Source organism: Acidicapsa ligni (genome assembly GCF_025685655.1).
GTDB lineage: Bacteria > Acidobacteriota > Terriglobia > Terriglobales > Acidobacteriaceae > Acidicapsa > Acidicapsa ligni.
In genome coordinates this window covers 1,177,415-1,194,314 of the sequence record NZ_JAGSYG010000001.1, presented here as the reverse complement: position 1 = coordinate 1,194,314, position 16,900 = coordinate 1,177,415, and the positions used below count along the sequence as shown (strand labels likewise).

Below are 16,900 nucleotides of genomic sequence, written 5' to 3'. Positions count from 1 at the left end.
AATCATCGTGCGCATTCCTGAACTACTCCTGACCGCAACATGCGTAGCCCTTCTGCCCAGCGCCTGCGTCGCGCAGGTCAAAGTCCTGGTCGACCAGGTAGGCTACGAGACGCATGCCCCCAAAATCGCGCTGATCCAGACCACTGGCCATGAGCAACCAAAGCAGTTCATCCTTATCGATACTGATACCGATAAGCCAGTTCTGAAGGGCGATCTCACAAGCGCTGACTCAGTAAAGAACTGGGGCAATCATGCCTACTGGAGCGCAGACTTCTCTTCATGGCAAAAGCCGGGTCACTACGCAATCAGCACCAGGACCGATAGCGGTGAAGTGGCGTCCTGTTCTTTCGATATCGATGACGATGTGCTTGAACGCAACACTCTCTCCAACGTAGTTTTTTATTTCAAAGGGCAGCGCTCCAGCGGTGATATCGATCGCGCCGATAGTCATCTGCCATCACCCGATGGCCACGGCTTTGTTGACGCACATGGCGGTTGGTATGACGCCACAGGCGATTACGGAATTCATCTCTCGCACCAAAATCCAACATCCTATTTCAATCCGCAGCAGGTTCCGCTCGTAGCGTGGACGATGCTCAAAAGTTATCAGGCCTTGATCGCTCGCAGGGACGACAACTTCACCGAGTATGAGCGCCGCATGTTGGATGAAGGGCTTTTTGGCGCCGACTATCTCGTACGTCTTAAACGCCCAGAAGGATCCTTCTACGAAAGCATCACCGGACCTGGCCGCGAGAAGCTCGCCAAAGATCGTGCCATCGGCAATCCAAACTGGCGCACGCAAATCAAGAAAAGCGCCACTGATTCAACCGAACGCATCGGGACCTCCGATGGACCACATTCGTATGAAGCCAGCTTCCGCGCCGGCGGCGGTATGGCCATTGCCTCACTCGCATTGGCAAGTACGATGCCCGTCGATGGAGACTTTCCCCGCGGCACTTATCTCAAGACTGCTGAAACAGCCTTCGCCTTCCTGCAGTCACATAATCGTGAACTACTCAACGACGGCAAAGAAAATATCCTCGACGATTACTGCGCGCTCATGGCAGCAACAGAGTTGTACCGTGCAACGCACGATGAGCAATATCGCAGCGCCGCAACCAGCCGCGCCAACAGCCTCATGCTACGTCTGATCACTGCCCAGGGGCATAGCGACTATTGGCGCGCAGATGACGCCACACGTCCGTTCTTTCATCCCTCTGATGCAGGCCTGCCGGTTGTGAGTCTTCTGCAGTATGCAGAGATCGCCAGCCCGGAGGAGCGCACCAGAGCTCTACAAACAGTAAAGCGTTCCCTTGCATCTGAGCTGGCAGTAACTGCCGAAATCAACAATCCCTTCGACTACGCGAGGCAACTCGTGAAGATGGGCAACGGTCAGGTGCGTACGGCCTTCTTCTTCCCACACGATACGGAAGCCGCACCGTGGTGGCAGGGAGAGAACGCGCGTCTTGCTTCGTTGGCCTCGGCAGCACGATTGGCCGTTCCGTATTACACCGAAGACCCTGGATTCCAGACGCAACTTGAGTCATATGCGTGGAACCAATTGCACTGGATACTCGGTCGTAATCCATTTGACGCAAGCATGATGGGTGGCGCGGGACACGGGCAGGCCGCTTATATGTTCTTCAAGTCTTACAAGTACACTAACGCCCCCGGCGCAATCGTGAATGGAATAACCTCAGCACTCGACGATGAAGATGGCATCGCTTGGAACGAAGGTTTTGCGGTCACCGGTAAAGATGAAGACTGGCGCTGGGCGGAAGAATGGTTGCCACATGCAGCATGGTATCTATACGCGGTCAGCCTCCCTCACTCCAAATAAGTAAAGAGCTGTGCCTCGCATTGAATCGCTCAGGCACAGCTCTTTTTCTAATTCCTGATTCGTAAATTACTTCGCAGGCTTTAAATCGAGGCCGAGTCTCGCGGAAGTCTCCGTTGCATTCGGATCACCGAAGTCTTTTGCATAAACTTTACCTGTACCGGCATCGACTGCTAACGCATACGGATGCAGCCCTCCGGCTAATGTTTCTACAACGGAGTTGCTTTTACCATCGATCACCGTAACGGTGCTTCCATGCGTATTGCCTACATAGATTTTGTCTGCCTTTGCATCGATAGCAAGCGCCTGTGGCCTCACTCCAACTTTCAGCGTGGCAATTACTGTGTTTTTCCTGGAGTCAATTACCGTCACGTTATCGCTTCCGTTGTCTACAACATAAATTTTGCCAGTTGCCGGATTCAGCGCGACAGCGCATGGAAACGCTCCCGTCTTGATCGAAGTGCTGCCGCCAGTTGCAATATCTATCACCTGCAGACTGTCATTCCCTACATGCGTCACATAGAGTTTGCCCGCTCCCTCGTCGATCGCAAGGCTCCAGACGTGACCGCCCGTTTGAATCTTCGACATCGCATTGGTCGCACCATCCAGCACCGTAAGATTCGTGCCCTCGTATCCAAGCAGATAAATCTTATTTGCCTTGGCATCCGCAGCGATGACATCAGCCGAACCAGCCTTGATCTTGCTTGTGGCGTTGGTTGCGCCATCAATGATTGTGATCTGGTTGCTGAACGTGTTCGATACGTAGATTTTGTTCGTGCCGGCGTTCGTCGCAATCGAGTAAGGTCGCGCTCCCACTTGGATGGTCGCCTTCGGCGAGTCCGTCGCGCCATCAATCACAGTGACAGTGCCGCTGCCTTCATTCGCTACGTAGACAGTGTTCGTGGCCCCGTTGATCGCAATCGAAACAGGCGCATCTCCGACTTTGATTGTCGCCACCGAATCACTGGCAGCGGTAATCACAGTCACCACACCATTCTTCGAATCGACTGCATAAATCTTGCCCGTGACAGAATTGGCAACGATGGAGTTTGGACTGATCAATTCTCCACGCGCTTCACTTACCTCAGCACGCGCAGTGCAAACTGCGGCTATTCCAAACATCATGATGAGAGAGAAAGAAGCAAAGCGGGAGAGACTAGCGGACCTTGAATTCCGGCGAAGGCGTAGCGTCATCGTGAAACCTCACAGACACATATTTCTCTTGACGAATCAATTCATCCTAAGATACTTTGTAATCGTTCGCAAGTATGTTTTCGCCGCATTGCCAGCTTGCAAAAGTGCAGACGATAACAGTAGCCATCACGGCTCCTGATCTTGCAAACTAGCAAAAGCGCTACCCTATCAAGTCTCACGCTCAGCGAAACAGACCTCTGTCCTGTTCCGCGATGTCTGACTTTTCCGCAGTTGCACACCAGAGGTAAGGGAGTAACGTATCCGTGTTCCCACTGTCGTCATTGTTCAAATCATCCAGCGCTTTCCGTCGCGTCTACATCGCCATTCTCCTGCTCATGCTTGTCCTGGCCGGTTCACGCGGTCTTCAGGCTCAGTCTCAGCAGCCTAAATTCAAAGTAATTGCAATCGCTGAAGCAGGCGGCATACATAAACCTTTTGTCGATGCGGCAAAGATATGGCTTGCACAGGAAGCGATCAAAGACAACTTCACGATTGATTACATTGAGAACACCGATAAGATCGACGATGCATTTCTCTCGCAATATCAGCTCTTCATTCAATTGAACTACCCACCATACATGTGGACGCCCACTGCCGTTGCTGCCTTTCAGAAATACATCGATGAAGGCCGCGGCGGCTGGATCGGCTTCCATCACGCAACTCTTCTCGGAGAGTTTGACGGCACCAAGATATGGCCGTGGTTCTCTGACTTTATGGGCGGCATTCGATTCAAGGACTACATCGCGACCTTTGTTTCCGGCAAGGTCAACGTCGAAGACAAGGCTCATCCCGCGATGAAAGGGCTTCCCTCTTCCTTCGAGATCAAGGACGAAGAGTTCTACACCTACGACAAAGATCCCCGGCCGAATGTGCATGTGCTTGCCAGCGTAGACGAAAACACCTACACGCCTGACAGCAAGATCAAGATGGGCGATCACCCAGTGGTCTGGACCAACGAACACAAGAAGGCTCGCAATATCTACATCTTTATGGGCCATCGGCCGGAGCACTTTCAAAACCCGGCGTACACCGCGCTATTTCACAACTCCATTCTTTGGGCGGCCGGCCAATGAAGCGTTCCATTCTTACTGCTGCCCTCTGCACAACCCTGGCGCTGGCCTTCAGTTTTCATTCGTATGCTGCGCCAGCAAATCATGATGCATTTCACGTACTGGCTCTTTACTCCACCAACGTCGAAGCCGATCATGTTGACTTCGCGAATGACGGGTTGGCTTTTTTAAAGTCCATCGCCCCACGCGATCACTTTGAACTGACTCCCTCGACCAACTGGGACGATCTCAACGACACTACGCTGAAGCAGTATCAGCTCGTGCTGTGGCTCGATGACTCGCCGCATACTCAGGCGCAACGCGACAGCTTTGAAAAATACATGGCCAATGGCGGCGCATGGCTCGGCTTCCACGCTGCTGGATACAACGACGAAAGCACCAAGTGGCCGTGGTTCGTTGACTTCCTTGGCGGAGCCGTCTTCTACACCAATAGCTGGCCACCGCTACCAGCAAAGCTAATCGTCGATGACCCAAATCATCCAATCGCAAAAGGCCTTCCGAAAACCTTCACTTCCCCGGCGAACGAATGGTACATCTGGAAGCCCAGCCCTCGCCTCAGTCCCAACGTGAAGGTGCTTCTAACGCTCGATCCAGAGAACTATCCCATCGGATTTAAGGATGTTCTCCTCAGTGGCGATCTGCCCGTCGTGTGGACGAATACGAAGTACAAGATGATTTACATGAACATGGGACACGGCAGCAAAATCATGACCAGCCCAATTCAAAACAAGCTCATTGAAAACTCCATCCTATGGCTTGGTTCGTCGAACAAGCCATAGAGTTTTGCACCAAGCGGCCGCTCTTTTCTCAGCGGCCGCTCTCATTCGGGGAGGTCTTTTGAAGCGATTCACTGTTGCTCTTATTGCCTGTGCTTTTTCTTTCGTAACAGCCTCCATCAGCTTCGCTCAAAATGAGATTCCAAAAGCAGCGTGGAAACGCCCACTTGGCCTGCCTTTAGAGAACCCCGGAGTGACGCGCGTCCCAGGTGACATTGATGATGGCTACTGGCAGGGAGTACCAGTTGGAGGCTTCGGCGCAGGCACATTCTCGCGCACCTATCGAGGAGATTTCGCCCGCTGGCATATCAAGGCTGGTGTGCATAAATATGAGCCCGTCAACGCCAATCAGTTCGCTATGTTTCAGCAATCGGAAGGCGAACCGCAAGGCACTGCACGCGTTCTGATGACCGATCATCCCCACAATGGAGAACTATCAAGCTGGCAATGGAACTACCCGGTTGGCGCTGGCGACTACAACGCGCTTTATCCAAAATCCTGGTACGACTATAAGTGGGATAAGTTCCCCGCGCATGTTGTACTCGAACAATTCTCTCCGATAACTCCCGACAATTATCGCGAGTCGAGTTATCCCGTAGCCGTGTACCGCTGGCACGCTGACAACCCCACCAACAAGCCGGTAACTGTCTCTGTCCTTCTTTCCTGGACGAACATGGCAGGATGGTTTCGCACCTATACCCGCGATTTCAAAGGTACTCCCAATCAGGGCAACCACAACGAATTCAAGAGCGAGCCTGCCGGTGCTGCCGGCACCATGAAAGGCATCGTCTTCGGCAGAAATCACGAAGGCTCATCGCCCAATGAATGGGATGGTCAGTTCGCAATTGCCGCACTCGATTCTCCGGGAGTTGAAGTCAGTTATCAAACGACATTTCTGGCAGCCGGAGATGGCAAAGCAGTTTGGGCTCCCTTTGCAAAAGACGGCCGCCTCGCCAACGATCAGAAGTCGTGGGTCAGCGATAAAGAAAAGCTGGCGGGTGCAATTACTCTCCGGTTCACGCTGCAACCCGGCGAACACAAAATTATTCCCATGGTCATTGCCTGGGACTTCCCTGTTGTCGAGTTTGGCGAAGGGCGCAAGTGGGATCGCCGCTACACAGACTTCTACGGCACATCTGGTCAGAGCGCATGGAAGATCGCGCGCGATGGTTTGCTCAATGCAACCGCGTGGAGCGAATCCATCGACAAATGGCAAGCGCCGTATATCAACGACGAGAGCAAGCCACTCTGGTATCGAGGCATGCTCTTCAACGAACTGTACGCACTCACCGATGGCGGTACTTTCTGGGGAAGGCAGCAGGGCTCCAATCCCAAGACCGAGCCCTCGTTCGCATTGCTGGAGTGCTTCGATTACGCATATTACGCCACGCTTGATGTACGCTTCTACGCATCGCTTCCATTGCTGAAATTCTGGCCAAAGATAGACAAGCAAGTGCTCCGCGAATTCGCCGACACTGTTCCTAAAGAGTGGCCCGAGCAAGGGCTGTGGGTTGCCAAGACAGCAGAGACAGGCACGCCGGTCAGTCATAAGCGCAAGAAGATCGGTGCCGTCCCGCATGATCTCGGAGTGCCTGAGGCCGACCCCTTTGTTGCCGTAAACGAACCTGGCTGGCAAGACACGAATGACTGGAAAGACCTCAACTCCAAATTCGTTCTCATGGTCTATCGCGACTACGTGCTTACAGGCAAAACCGACGCGGCTTTCCTACGCGAAACATGGCCCGCAGTGAAAGATGCCATCGAGTATCTTCGTCAGTTCGATCACGGTGGTGGAGTACCCGAAAATAGCGGCTATCCTGATCAGACCTATGACTCATGGGTTGTGAAAGGCGTCAGCGCCTACTCCGGCGGACTCTGGCTCGCGGCCCTGCGTGCAGGTGAAGAGACCGCACGGATACTCGGCGACACCAGGACGGCTACCGAGTACCACGCACTCTTTCTCAAAGGGCAGAAGACCTATATCTCGTTGCTCTGGAACGGTGAATACTTCCGCTACGACACCAGCAGCGGTGCCACAAACGCCATCCAGGCAGACCAACTAGCAGGCCAATGGTATGCAAATCTCACAGGTCTTGGCGACATCGTTCCGCATGAGATGCAGGTCTCCACACTCAAGAAGATTTATGACTACAACGTACGCAAATTCGGCGATGGAGATATGGGTGCAGCCAACGGCATGAACGCCGACGGTTCTATCTTCGACAACGAACAAGGCAAGGAAGTCTGGGCCGGAACGACGCTCGGTTACGCTGGCCTGCTCATGAGCGAAGGCATGAAAGACGAAGCTTACAAGACCACGCATGGCCTCTATCATGTCATCTACGAGAGCAAAGGCTACTGGTTCCGAACACCCGAGGCATGGGATGTTACCGGCAACTTCCGCGCCGGCATGTACATGCGTCCGACTGCAATTTGGGCGCTCGAAATGACACCACCAAGAACAAGATAAATTCTCGTCCCTCACATTTGAATAGGCGCGTAAAATGGGCCGTAAGTATTGGAGCATCTTTTATGAAGAATGCCGTTCGCACCGTAGCTCACCCGCTTGCTCGCCTGCCTATTCGCCTGTTTCTTCGCAGGGCTGTCCGCATAGTTATCCAATCACTCGTTCTATGCACCCTCGCAGCCCCTTTTGCTCTCGCCGCAACGCCCGCCAAAAAAGTGATCATAGCCTATGTCTTCGCTAAAGATCAGTTGCTCGGCCCCGATGAAGTCGTCGGAACATCGCTTACACGCGTCAACTATGCGTTCGCAAACATCGCGAACGGCAAGATCATCGAAGGCTTCGCGCATGATCGCGAAAACTTTCAGGCTCTCAACAACCTCAAGAAGAAGAATCCCAGTCTTGAAGTCGTAATCTCCGTCGGCGGATGGACATGGTCCAGTCCGTTCTCTGACATGGTGCTCACACCAGCAAGCCGCAAGCTGTTCATTGACAGCGCAGTCCAGTTCATTCGCGATAACAATCTTGACGGCCTGGACATCGACTGGGAATACCCATCTCTCGTCGGCAATGGCAATGTTCATCGCCCCGTAGATAAACAAAACTTCACGCTGTTACTCAAAGAACTCCGCGAGCGCTTCGATAAGGAAGAGAAGCTTCTGCATCGTCATCTCATTACATCGATTGCCGCTGGAAGCTCACAAGAGTTTCTCGACAATACCGAGATGGCAAAGGTCCAGCTCTACCTCGACTCCGTCAATCTCATGGCCTACGACTATTACGAGCCTGATTCTGACACGACGACAGGCCATCACGCGCCGCTCTTCACAAACCCCGCTGATCCCAAACACATCTCTGCAGATGATTCTGTCAAGCTCTATGAGCAAGCAGGTGTTCCGGCATCCAAGATCGTTCTCGGAGTTCCCTTTTACGGACACACCTGGTCCGATGTAGGTGACACCAATCACGGACTCTATCAGCCCGGCAAGAAGACCAACATCTGGTCCAACTATCACGACGTCGTCGGCACTCTGCTCAAGAATGGCTACACCCGCTATTGGGATAGCGCTTCCTCCGCACCCTATCTTTATAACGCCAGTACACGCACATGGGTCTCCTATGAAGACCCCGAATCCCTTGCATTGAAATGCAAGTACGTTTTAAGTCACGACCTGTCGGGCATCATGTTCTGGGACTACGCTGGAGACACCGCAGACCATGCTCTTCTCAATGCCATCAACGCAGGGCTGCAAAACAGCACATCAACAAAGGGGACAAACTAACCATGGCGACTCCCACCACCACCGTACCCTTTCCAGATACGGATCGCGCATCGACCGGAACCGGCGCGCGCATCGCCTCCGTTGATATCTTCCGTGGCCTCACGATCATGGTCATGATCTTCGTCAACTTTCTTTCCGAGGTCAAAGGCCTTCCCTGGTGGACATATCATCTACCCGGCAACGTCAACGGCATGACATATGTCGACATGGTCTTTCCGTTCTTCCTCTTCATCGTAGGACTTTCGTTCCCACTGGCGATCCGTCATCGCATTTCCAAAGGCGACACGCAATTCCAGTTATGGATGCACATCCTGGCGCGCTCCTTTGCGCTCATAGTTCTCGGGATGGCCCTCGCCAACTTCGACAGAGTAAACGCCACACTTACCCACGTCAGCGGCAATCTCTGGCTCACGCTTACACTCCTCGGAGCCATCCTTTTCTGGAATGTCTACCCGCGGGCAAGTTCGTATCAGTCGCTCTTCAAAGCAATGAAGGTCGTCGGCCTCATCCTGATGGTCGCCATGTTTGTGCTCTTCCGACGTACCACTCGCAGCGGCAATACAGCGTGGCTTGATTTTGGATACTGGGAGATACTCGGCCTCATTGGTTGGACTTACTTTGCCGCCGCCATCCTCTACATTCCCACACGCAAATGGCGCTGGGCTCCGTTCGCGTGGCTCGTCATCATGACCGCACTCAATGCAACCACCATGGCGCATTGGACGAGCTTCACAGAAGAACTGCCCTTCTACTACTGGCCCTGGAACTCAGGCTGCTTCTGCCTGCTCGTCTTCGCAGGAATTGTAACTTCGCAAATCTTCCTCACGGATTCGTTCGCAAAAACATTCAAGCAAAAAGCAACCGTAGCATTGGGATTCGCTGCCCTGTTGTTTCTCAGCGGATTTCTGCTGACACCACTTGGCATCTCCAAGATTCGCGCCACCCCAACATGGGGCCTTTACTCAGCCGGTGCAGCAACACTGTGCTTCCTGTTGCTCTATTGGATCTGCGATGTCCACAAGCATACCCGTTGGGCGCTACCAGTCAAATCTGCAGGCTCAAACACACTGCTGACCTATCTGCTGCCGGATCTTTTCGATGTAACTCTGGGCGGCCTGGTCATCTTCCAGGGCTGGGACTACGGATTACCCGGGGTAATTAAAACCCTGATCCTTACAGCACTGATGTTATGCATCTCAACCGTACTCACCAAGGCAAAGATCCGCCTGCAGCTCTAAATACCACTCAGGCAAACTCATTTCACAAGAATGGCTCCCACTTCATTTAAGGTGGGAGCCATTCTCTGCAGAGCAAGCCTTCTCGTAGAACGCATCCCCTTGCTCGCAAAAGTGTAGATCGTCCCATGAGACAAAAATCCAGGCAAAGCAACGACAAGGCTTAAACTGAAGTTGATTTGTATGTATTGCTTTTAATTTCAAGGAGTCTCAGCATGCGTGAAGGTATCCAGATGCTCGTAAGCCGTCATTCAGTCGACGAAACTGTTGTACGCCTGCAAAGCCTGCTAGAGGAAAAGGGCATCAAGCTCTTTTGTCTAATAGATCATTCAGGCGAAGCGCTGAAAGCCGGGATCGAGATGCCTCCAACAAAACTATTAATCTTCGGAAACGCCAAAGCTGGAACACCATTGATGCTTGCATCGCCGAGTGCTGCACTCGATTTGCCCCTCCGTATTCTCGTTGCAGAGGGAGAAAATAAGGAAACTCTTCTCTCATGGAATGCCCCTGACTGGCTCATGCAGCGTCACGGAATTCCCGATCAACTATTGAAAAATATCGCAGTGGTTGCGATATTAGCCGAGAAGGCCTCGGAATAAGGAATAGGCTGCACACTCTAGCTTCTTACAGGATTCACGTCGTGACTAATTTCTCTTTGTAGATCTACCTGGCAGTAGGGAAATTACTGGCAACTAAAAGAGCCTCGAATATAAACACCGCTTCTCCAACCTCCCCAGGATATAACTCCAAACGCGCACGAGAAAGCGTCCCGATTCACGAAGAGGGCTTGGAAGCCTTCAGGCACTCAAGCAGATGGAAGAGCAGAAGAGCCGCTATTCAGCATAGATAGAGGAATAACGATCATCGTTTATTTAAGATGTAATCTCGATACGAACCGTCATCGGCGTGAACAGATATTTTCAGCGAAACAATAGACCATTACAATTATGATACTGAGGATCTTCGGGATGGGTGGCCACTCTTGCCACTCGACGTAGTCTGCCCAAAGTCTGACTGCAAATAGTATCAAATTACAGTCTCCCAATTAGAGTTTTGACTACCTCGCTTCCAGGAATAAACTGAGGGGCAACATTGACGACTTTTCAACGATCGGTACGAGTGAAGGCGCTGGCATCAGGGCCTGCGTCTCCTCCGACCATGATGCAACCGATCTCCGTTGCGAAGATAATCCTGATTCTGCTACTCAGCATCGTTTGCTCCAGGACACTGCCTGCACAACGGAGCGAGCGAACTATCTTTCAATTCCAACATTCGAGGTGGACAGCAAAAGACGGCGCGCCTTCGCCGATGTTCGGATTTGCACAAACGACGGACGGTTTTCTGTGGATGGCCGCCTACGATGGCCTCTATCGCTTCGACGGAATTCGCTTCGAACCCTATTCGCTGCCCGCCGATGTTACTTCCCACGTTGGCGATGCTAGAGCTCTCATGGCTACACCCGATGGGGGCCTCTGGATCGGCCTCAACTGGGGCGGAGCAGTCTTCCTGAAGGATGGGCATGCCGTCGTTTACGATCAGTCAAAAGGACTGCCGACAACTACTGTCCTTCAATTCATAGTCGATCAACAAGGCACTCTCTGGGCGGGCACTCTTGCTGGACTCGTCAGGTTTGACGGATCGCGCTGGCATCGCATTGAGAAGGACTCCGGATTTGTTGCGAAGTCAGCCCAGCTACTCTTTGTCGATCGTGCCGGAACCCTTTGGGTCTCTTCAGCAGACACGCTGTTCTTCCTTCCTCGAGGCGAAACAACTTTCCGCATATATAAAGACCACGCAGGCTATATCAATTCCATAGGGCAAACCCCCGATGGAACCTTGTGGGCGGCTCAGGACGAAGGTACCTCAAGGATTCGAAAACTTCATTTGATCCGACCTATGTCCCCAGAGTCGGGAATAGAGGATAAGCGCCTTCCAAAGGTCTATGAAATCATGGGTGGAAGCACCGTCCTGGTCGATCATGCAGGCGGCCTTTGGATTAATTCCACCAGCAAGGACGGCCTTTTTCGCGTACGCGATCCAAAACCTCTGGAAACAAATAAGCCCTCCCCTTTTAAAAAGCCATCCTTCGAAAGCTTTACCCAGGCAGACGGCTTGACCGGTGAAGCCACGAGCCCTGCACAGATGGAAGACCGCGACGGCAATCTCTGGTTTTCCTCAAATCTTGGAGTGGACCGTTTCCGTGAGTCCGATGTTGTACCAATCACCGATTTTGGCGGCTATACGCCTTTGACTAAAGGTACCAATGGAGATGTCTGGAGTTTCCGCGAAGGCTATCCACATCATTACCTGCTTCATCTCCACGGACTGACAGCAACGAGCCAACCCCTCGATATGAATCCCTCCGCCGCTGATCGTGACCCAAATGGAACCCTGTGGATGGGCGGCTATGGTGAAATTTCCAGCTACACCAAGGGCCGGCTGGCAAGATACCCCTTCCCAAAGCAAAGCCCTCCGCAGGGTGTTCAGGCCGTTGTCCTGGATCATTTCGGAGGGCTGTGGGTCGCGATTATCCAGGGCCGAGTGTACCGCTTCAAGGATGGCGTATGGGCCCTCTTAGGCAATCAAAAGGGCCTGCCGAGAGCAAGCGTCATGTTCATCTTCCCCGACTCCAGCGGCCGGATATGGTTTGGTTATCCGGAGGGCAAAGAAGACACATTAAGAATGGCCGTACTCGATGGAGATCACGTCAGAAGGTTCTCCACCACGGACGGGCCTCAAATTACAAGTGGCCAGGTGATGGCGGAAGGGGCTGGGCATCTCTGGGTAGGCGGAGAGCGTGGACTCTCTCTCTTCAGGAATGACCGTTTTCAGCCGCTGCTCGCCGACGAAAACGATGCATTCGTAAACATAACCGGCATCGTCGAAACTTCGAATGGTGACTTATGGATGAATGCCGAGCCCGGCATCGTCCACATATCCGCTGCCGAGGTTGGCCGCGCCATCACGGATCCCACCTATCGCATGCATTGCGAAAACTTCGGTGTTCTGGACGGTCTCTCGGGCAAAGGCGTGAAGTTTCGACCAGTCCCCACGTTAGTGGAGAGTACAGATGGACGACTATGGTTCCTGACGATGGGAGGAATCTTTCAGATTGATCCGAAACACCTGTTGCGCAATACAACTCCGCCATCCGTGATGATTCGATCGGTCGATTCCGGCAATCAGACTCATGAAGGTGCAGGCCGGGTCACCTTCACAGCAGGTACTACGAACGTCCAGATTCAATACACCGCACCCAATCTATCCATTCCAGAACGCGTTCATTTTCGTTACAAGCTGGAAGGATCCGACCAGGAATGGCAAGATGTCGGAACGCGTCGCCAAGCCTTTTACACCAACCTTAGTCCACGTCATTACCGCTTCCACGTCACCGCTAGCAACGACGGCGGAGTCTGGAATGAAGTGGGCGACTCCGTGGATTTTACAATCGAGCCAGCCTGGTATCAGACACACTGGTTTCTTGGTTTGTGCATCGCTCTCGGAATTGTCAGCGTATGGAGCCTCTATCGAATCCGTGTCTGGCAAATGGAGCGAGCGAGCGCCGCGCGCTTTGACGAACGACTCTCAGAACGCACGCGCATGGCACGAGAACTCCACGATACCTTTCTTCAGACGATTCAAGGCAGCAAATTCGTCGTTGATGACGGTCTTGAGGAACCGCTGGACGCAGAGAAGATGCACCGCGCCTTAGGCCAAGTCTCCGGCTGGCTGGAGCAGGCGATCGCGGAAGGCCGCGCTGCACTGAACTCGCTGCGGTCCTCGACGACATTGAAAAACGAGCTTGGACCATCACTACGACAGGTTGCTGAAAGTGGAACTGTGCCCGACGGGATGACAATCTCGGTTTCAGTCATTGGAAGTGCACGAGAATTGCACCCGATCGTTCGCGATGAACTGTACCGAATCGGAGCCGAAGCTATCCAGAATGCAAAATCCCATTCCAGCGGAAGCCGTCTGAACATCGACCTGACCTACAGCCAGAGCCTGACGATCCGTATACGGGACAATGGGGTCGGCATCGATCCAGCCTATGCCACAAAGGGAAAAGAGGGCCATCATGGCTTGCAAGGCATGCGCGAGCGCGCTGAACGCATCCAGGGAAAACTGACGATCCTCAGTTCCCCTGAATCCGGAACGCATATCTCCGTGATCGTGCCCGGCAGCGTGAGCTTCCTGCATCCCGACACCGGCATCCTGGCCAACCTCCGGAGACTCTATCGCCCAGCCAGCGGAGACGATAAGACATTGTGACCAGGCACACACAGCGATAATTTTCCCAACAGCCACTTACAACTTCATAGCGCCAAAACCCTCAAGCGCAAACCACCTGTTAATCAAAGGAACTAAAAACCTAGCCATTGACGGGCAAGGTTCAAAACTTAATTTAGCTTCGCTAGTTATTGCGGAGTTACAGGCAACCAACCACAACGAGTCATTCTTTAATGGGTTTCAACATCAGTGGAATTGATGCAAACTGGAATAAAAGAAGAGGTGTGTGGCACGCAATCTGTAGTATGTCTTTACTTCGATATATCGTTCTTTTGATTGTCCAGATGCGCTTCCGTCTCCGTCAGATGATGGCGGGCTAACGGATAGTTTGGGTCAAATTGCAATATCCGCTTGTATTCCGTTTCTGCTTCCTGATAATGCCCAAGCTGCAGTTCGGCATTCGCTAGGCAGTCTTCATAGGAGTCCATGCTTGAACTCGGCGGGAGATGCTGCAACGCGGCTTTAAAATCCTCCAACGCCTTCTGGGTCTTTCCACTCTGCATGTCGATGTAGCCCTGATAATAGAATCGGGTTCTCTGATTGCCGGGTGCGCCGCGCTCCTGGCTGGGAATCTCCTTGAACAGAACGCGCTCCAGACGGCCTGCTGTCGTTGCGTCAGATTTCTTCAGGGCGATGACCAGAGAATTCCAGACAAATCTAGGGTCATTTTTGAGTTCCTTAGCCGCGGCTTGTTCCGCATCACCCATTCTGTTTGTCGCAAAATAGACTGCTGCGAGATTGCCATAACCCAATGCGCGTGCGCCTGTTGTGTGGGCTACCTGGATATAACGCAGATATTGATTGATGGCTTTTCCGTATTGCTGGGTCTGATAATAGGCGTCGCCGAGATGGACAATCGAAGGCTCGAAGTCCGGATCGAGCGCGAGAGCCTTATTGTATTCGGAGAGGGCTGTCGCATAATTACCGGATTGCTGATACGACATGCCGAGGCTATCGTGGGCATTCGGCTCATTGGGAGCCAACTCAACATAGTGCCGGTGAGCAGCGATCGCCTCGCTATAGCGATGCATACTTAGCAGGACAAACCCCAGCGTGTTGTTGAGGTCTTTGTCACTTGGGTTCACCTGAATGCCGCGTCGCAGAACAGCAATAGCTTCTTCTGGCCGTTCTTCGGCACGCAGAAGTCGCGCCAGACGCCAATAGGCCTCGATTTCCTCTGGATAAAGCTGGTTGATCTTGTTGAGCGTTTGCATGGCCGTGCCGTAGTCGGCTCTGGCTATGGCATACCAGGCGCTGACATCGAGACGATCTTTTTCTGAAAGATGACTTGAGAGCTGCAGAGCTTTTTCTAAATATGGCCGACCTTCTTCTGGGGCAATATCGGAGAGAGCATAGGTATAACCGATTCTGGCATAGGCCATGGCAAACTGTGGATCGAATTCCACAGCCTGCTTGAGCAGGATCAGAGCCTCGGCATTCTCGAACTCTTGCGCCTTTTGCACGCCGAGAGAATAGTATTGATAGGCTTCAACATTCTTCGTCATTGCTTCGCCGAGATTGGGTTTTGGAACAGAATTCAACTCCATGGCGTTGGACAGGTGTTCCGCGAGTACATCGACTTGGCTCAAAAGTTCACTAGAATGCTCGAAGATGCTGTGATCGGCAAAAACGATCTGTCCATTCCTCGTATCGTGAAGCTGAATATCGATTCGGAAGTGCCCGTCAATCTCGGCAAAGCTGCCCGTGACAAAGTCCGCAGCGCGCACCGACTGCGCGATTCGCATGGCTTGATCTGGCGAGACCTCCGCATCCTTTCCCTCTGAGCCCACTAGCTGTGATAACTGCTGGCGGCTGAGGATATGAAGCTGTCCTGAACGGGACAGATCGGTAATCATCATGTCCGTAAAGCCTTGCCTCAGCCAGTCATAGTTTTGATGTTGAGTTTCATTTTCGAAGTACATCACCGCCAGACTGCGATTATTCAGATTCCCTACCATCGTTTCCATCGGGACCGGCCTCAAGCGCAGCCAGACCATCCAACCCGCGACCAGCAGCAAAACGCAAATGATAAGCAGGAAATACGCCGTTGATTTGGGAGAGCGAGGGAAATATGAGACGAAGATGGAGGGCTTGCTCGACGGTCGGGAGACCTCTGGAACCACGGGAGAGATTTGTGCGACCTCAGCCAGAGGCGAGGAAACAGATACACCGGGCAGCTCCTGGAGGGGGAATCTGCTCTCAAAGAATTCCTTCACCGGCGCTACGAAACAATAACCAGCCTTGGATACAGTCTTGATGTATTTCGGATTGCGAGAGTCGTCGCCCAGAACCTTTCGGATTTCGGCGATACACTGCGCTAGTGCATTATCGGTGACTGCCGTATCTTGCCAGATCTCAGTGGTCAGCTCTTCTTTGGAGACCAGATGCCCATGATTTTTGAGCAGGTACAAAAGCACATGAAAAGTCTGACGCCGTGGGTAATGCTCCGTACCCAGACGTTTGACACAGCCACGAGCGATGTCAATGTCTATTCCGTCAACACTGTAAGCGATGGTAGGAGCCAAATCAAAGTAGTTCCCATGATTTGGAGCAATACTCAATGCAGAACCTCTTGCACATTGGTTGGGGGAAGGAAAATATGATGCCGCACCGTAGGCCACGGCGCAGGCAGACAATAACATTAGTTTAAACCTGAAATTCATTCCAATCCAGTAGGGTGGAATTTGGCAGGGTAATGGCAATCGCGAGATCCAAATTGAAGAAAGATCGCCGCGTGGGGCTTCTACCTCT

10 protein-coding genes are annotated in these 16,900 nt (G+C 52.6%); 8 read left to right on the top strand and 2 right to left on the bottom strand.

The annotated features are described in order from the left end of the window. The first annotated feature begins 7 nt into the window (after positions 1-7). Positions 8-1,840 (top strand): glycoside hydrolase family 9 protein, encoded by a 1,833-nt coding sequence (locus OHL19_RS04755; protein WP_263356446.1) that lies wholly within the window; start codon positions 8-10, stop codon positions 1,838-1,840. Between the two features lie 66 nt (positions 1,841-1,906). Here the strand turns inward: OHL19_RS04755 and OHL19_RS04750 are convergent, their stop codons facing one another. Further along, positions 1,907-3,031: a YncE family protein gene (locus tag OHL19_RS04750; protein ID WP_263356445.1), complete on the bottom strand. Its 1,125-nt coding sequence runs from the start codon at positions 3,029-3,031 to the stop codon at positions 1,907-1,909. Between the two features lie 263 nt (positions 3,032-3,294). On the opposite strand from OHL19_RS04750, the gene OHL19_RS04745 reads away from it, so the two are divergent. The 7 genes from OHL19_RS04745 to OHL19_RS04715 all read left to right on the top strand — a co-directional run bounded on the left by OHL19_RS04745 (position 3,295) and on the right by OHL19_RS04715 (position 14,131). After that, entirely contained in the window at positions 3,295-4,104 is an 810-nt protein-coding gene (locus OHL19_RS04745) for a ThuA domain-containing protein (RefSeq protein WP_263356444.1), read from the top strand. Continuing rightward, entirely contained in the window at positions 4,101-4,880 is a 780-nt protein-coding gene (locus OHL19_RS04740) for a ThuA domain-containing protein (protein ID WP_263356442.1), read from the top strand. Before OHL19_RS04745 ends, OHL19_RS04740 begins: the two co-directional genes overlap by 4 nt. Before the next feature lie 58 nt (positions 4,881-4,938). Then, complete coding sequence (locus tag OHL19_RS04735) at positions 4,939-7,347, top strand: non-lysosomal glucosylceramidase (protein ID WP_263356441.1); 2,409 nt, start codon at positions 4,939-4,941, stop codon at positions 7,345-7,347. A 62-nt stretch (positions 7,348-7,409) separates the two neighbouring features. Further along, positions 7,410-8,624, top strand: a complete 1,215-nt coding sequence (locus OHL19_RS04730) for a glycoside hydrolase family 18 protein (RefSeq protein WP_263356440.1) — start codon at positions 7,410-7,412, stop codon at positions 8,622-8,624. Positions 8,625-8,626: 2 nt separating this feature from the next. Beyond that, positions 8,627-9,862 carry a DUF5009 domain-containing protein gene (locus tag OHL19_RS04725; RefSeq protein ID WP_263356439.1) on the top strand — a complete coding sequence of 412 codons (1,236 nt, stop codon included), beginning with the start codon at positions 8,627-8,629 and terminating at the stop codon, positions 9,860-9,862. Positions 9,863-10,074: 212 nt separating this feature from the next. Next, positions 10,075-10,458, top strand: a complete 384-nt coding sequence (locus OHL19_RS04720; protein ID WP_263356438.1) for a DUF302 domain-containing protein — start codon at positions 10,075-10,077, stop codon at positions 10,456-10,458. 493 nt (positions 10,459-10,951) lie between these two features. Continuing rightward, positions 10,952-14,131, top strand: a complete 3,180-nt coding sequence (locus OHL19_RS04715) for a sensor histidine kinase (protein WP_263356437.1) — start codon at positions 10,952-10,954, stop codon at positions 14,129-14,131. 269 nt (positions 14,132-14,400) lie between these two features. Here OHL19_RS04715 and OHL19_RS04710 read toward each other — a convergent pair whose 3' ends face one another. Then, entirely contained in the window at positions 14,401-16,710 is a 2,310-nt protein-coding gene (locus OHL19_RS04710; RefSeq protein WP_263356436.1) for a tetratricopeptide repeat protein, read from the bottom strand. Positions 16,711-16,900: the final 190 nt, after the last annotated feature.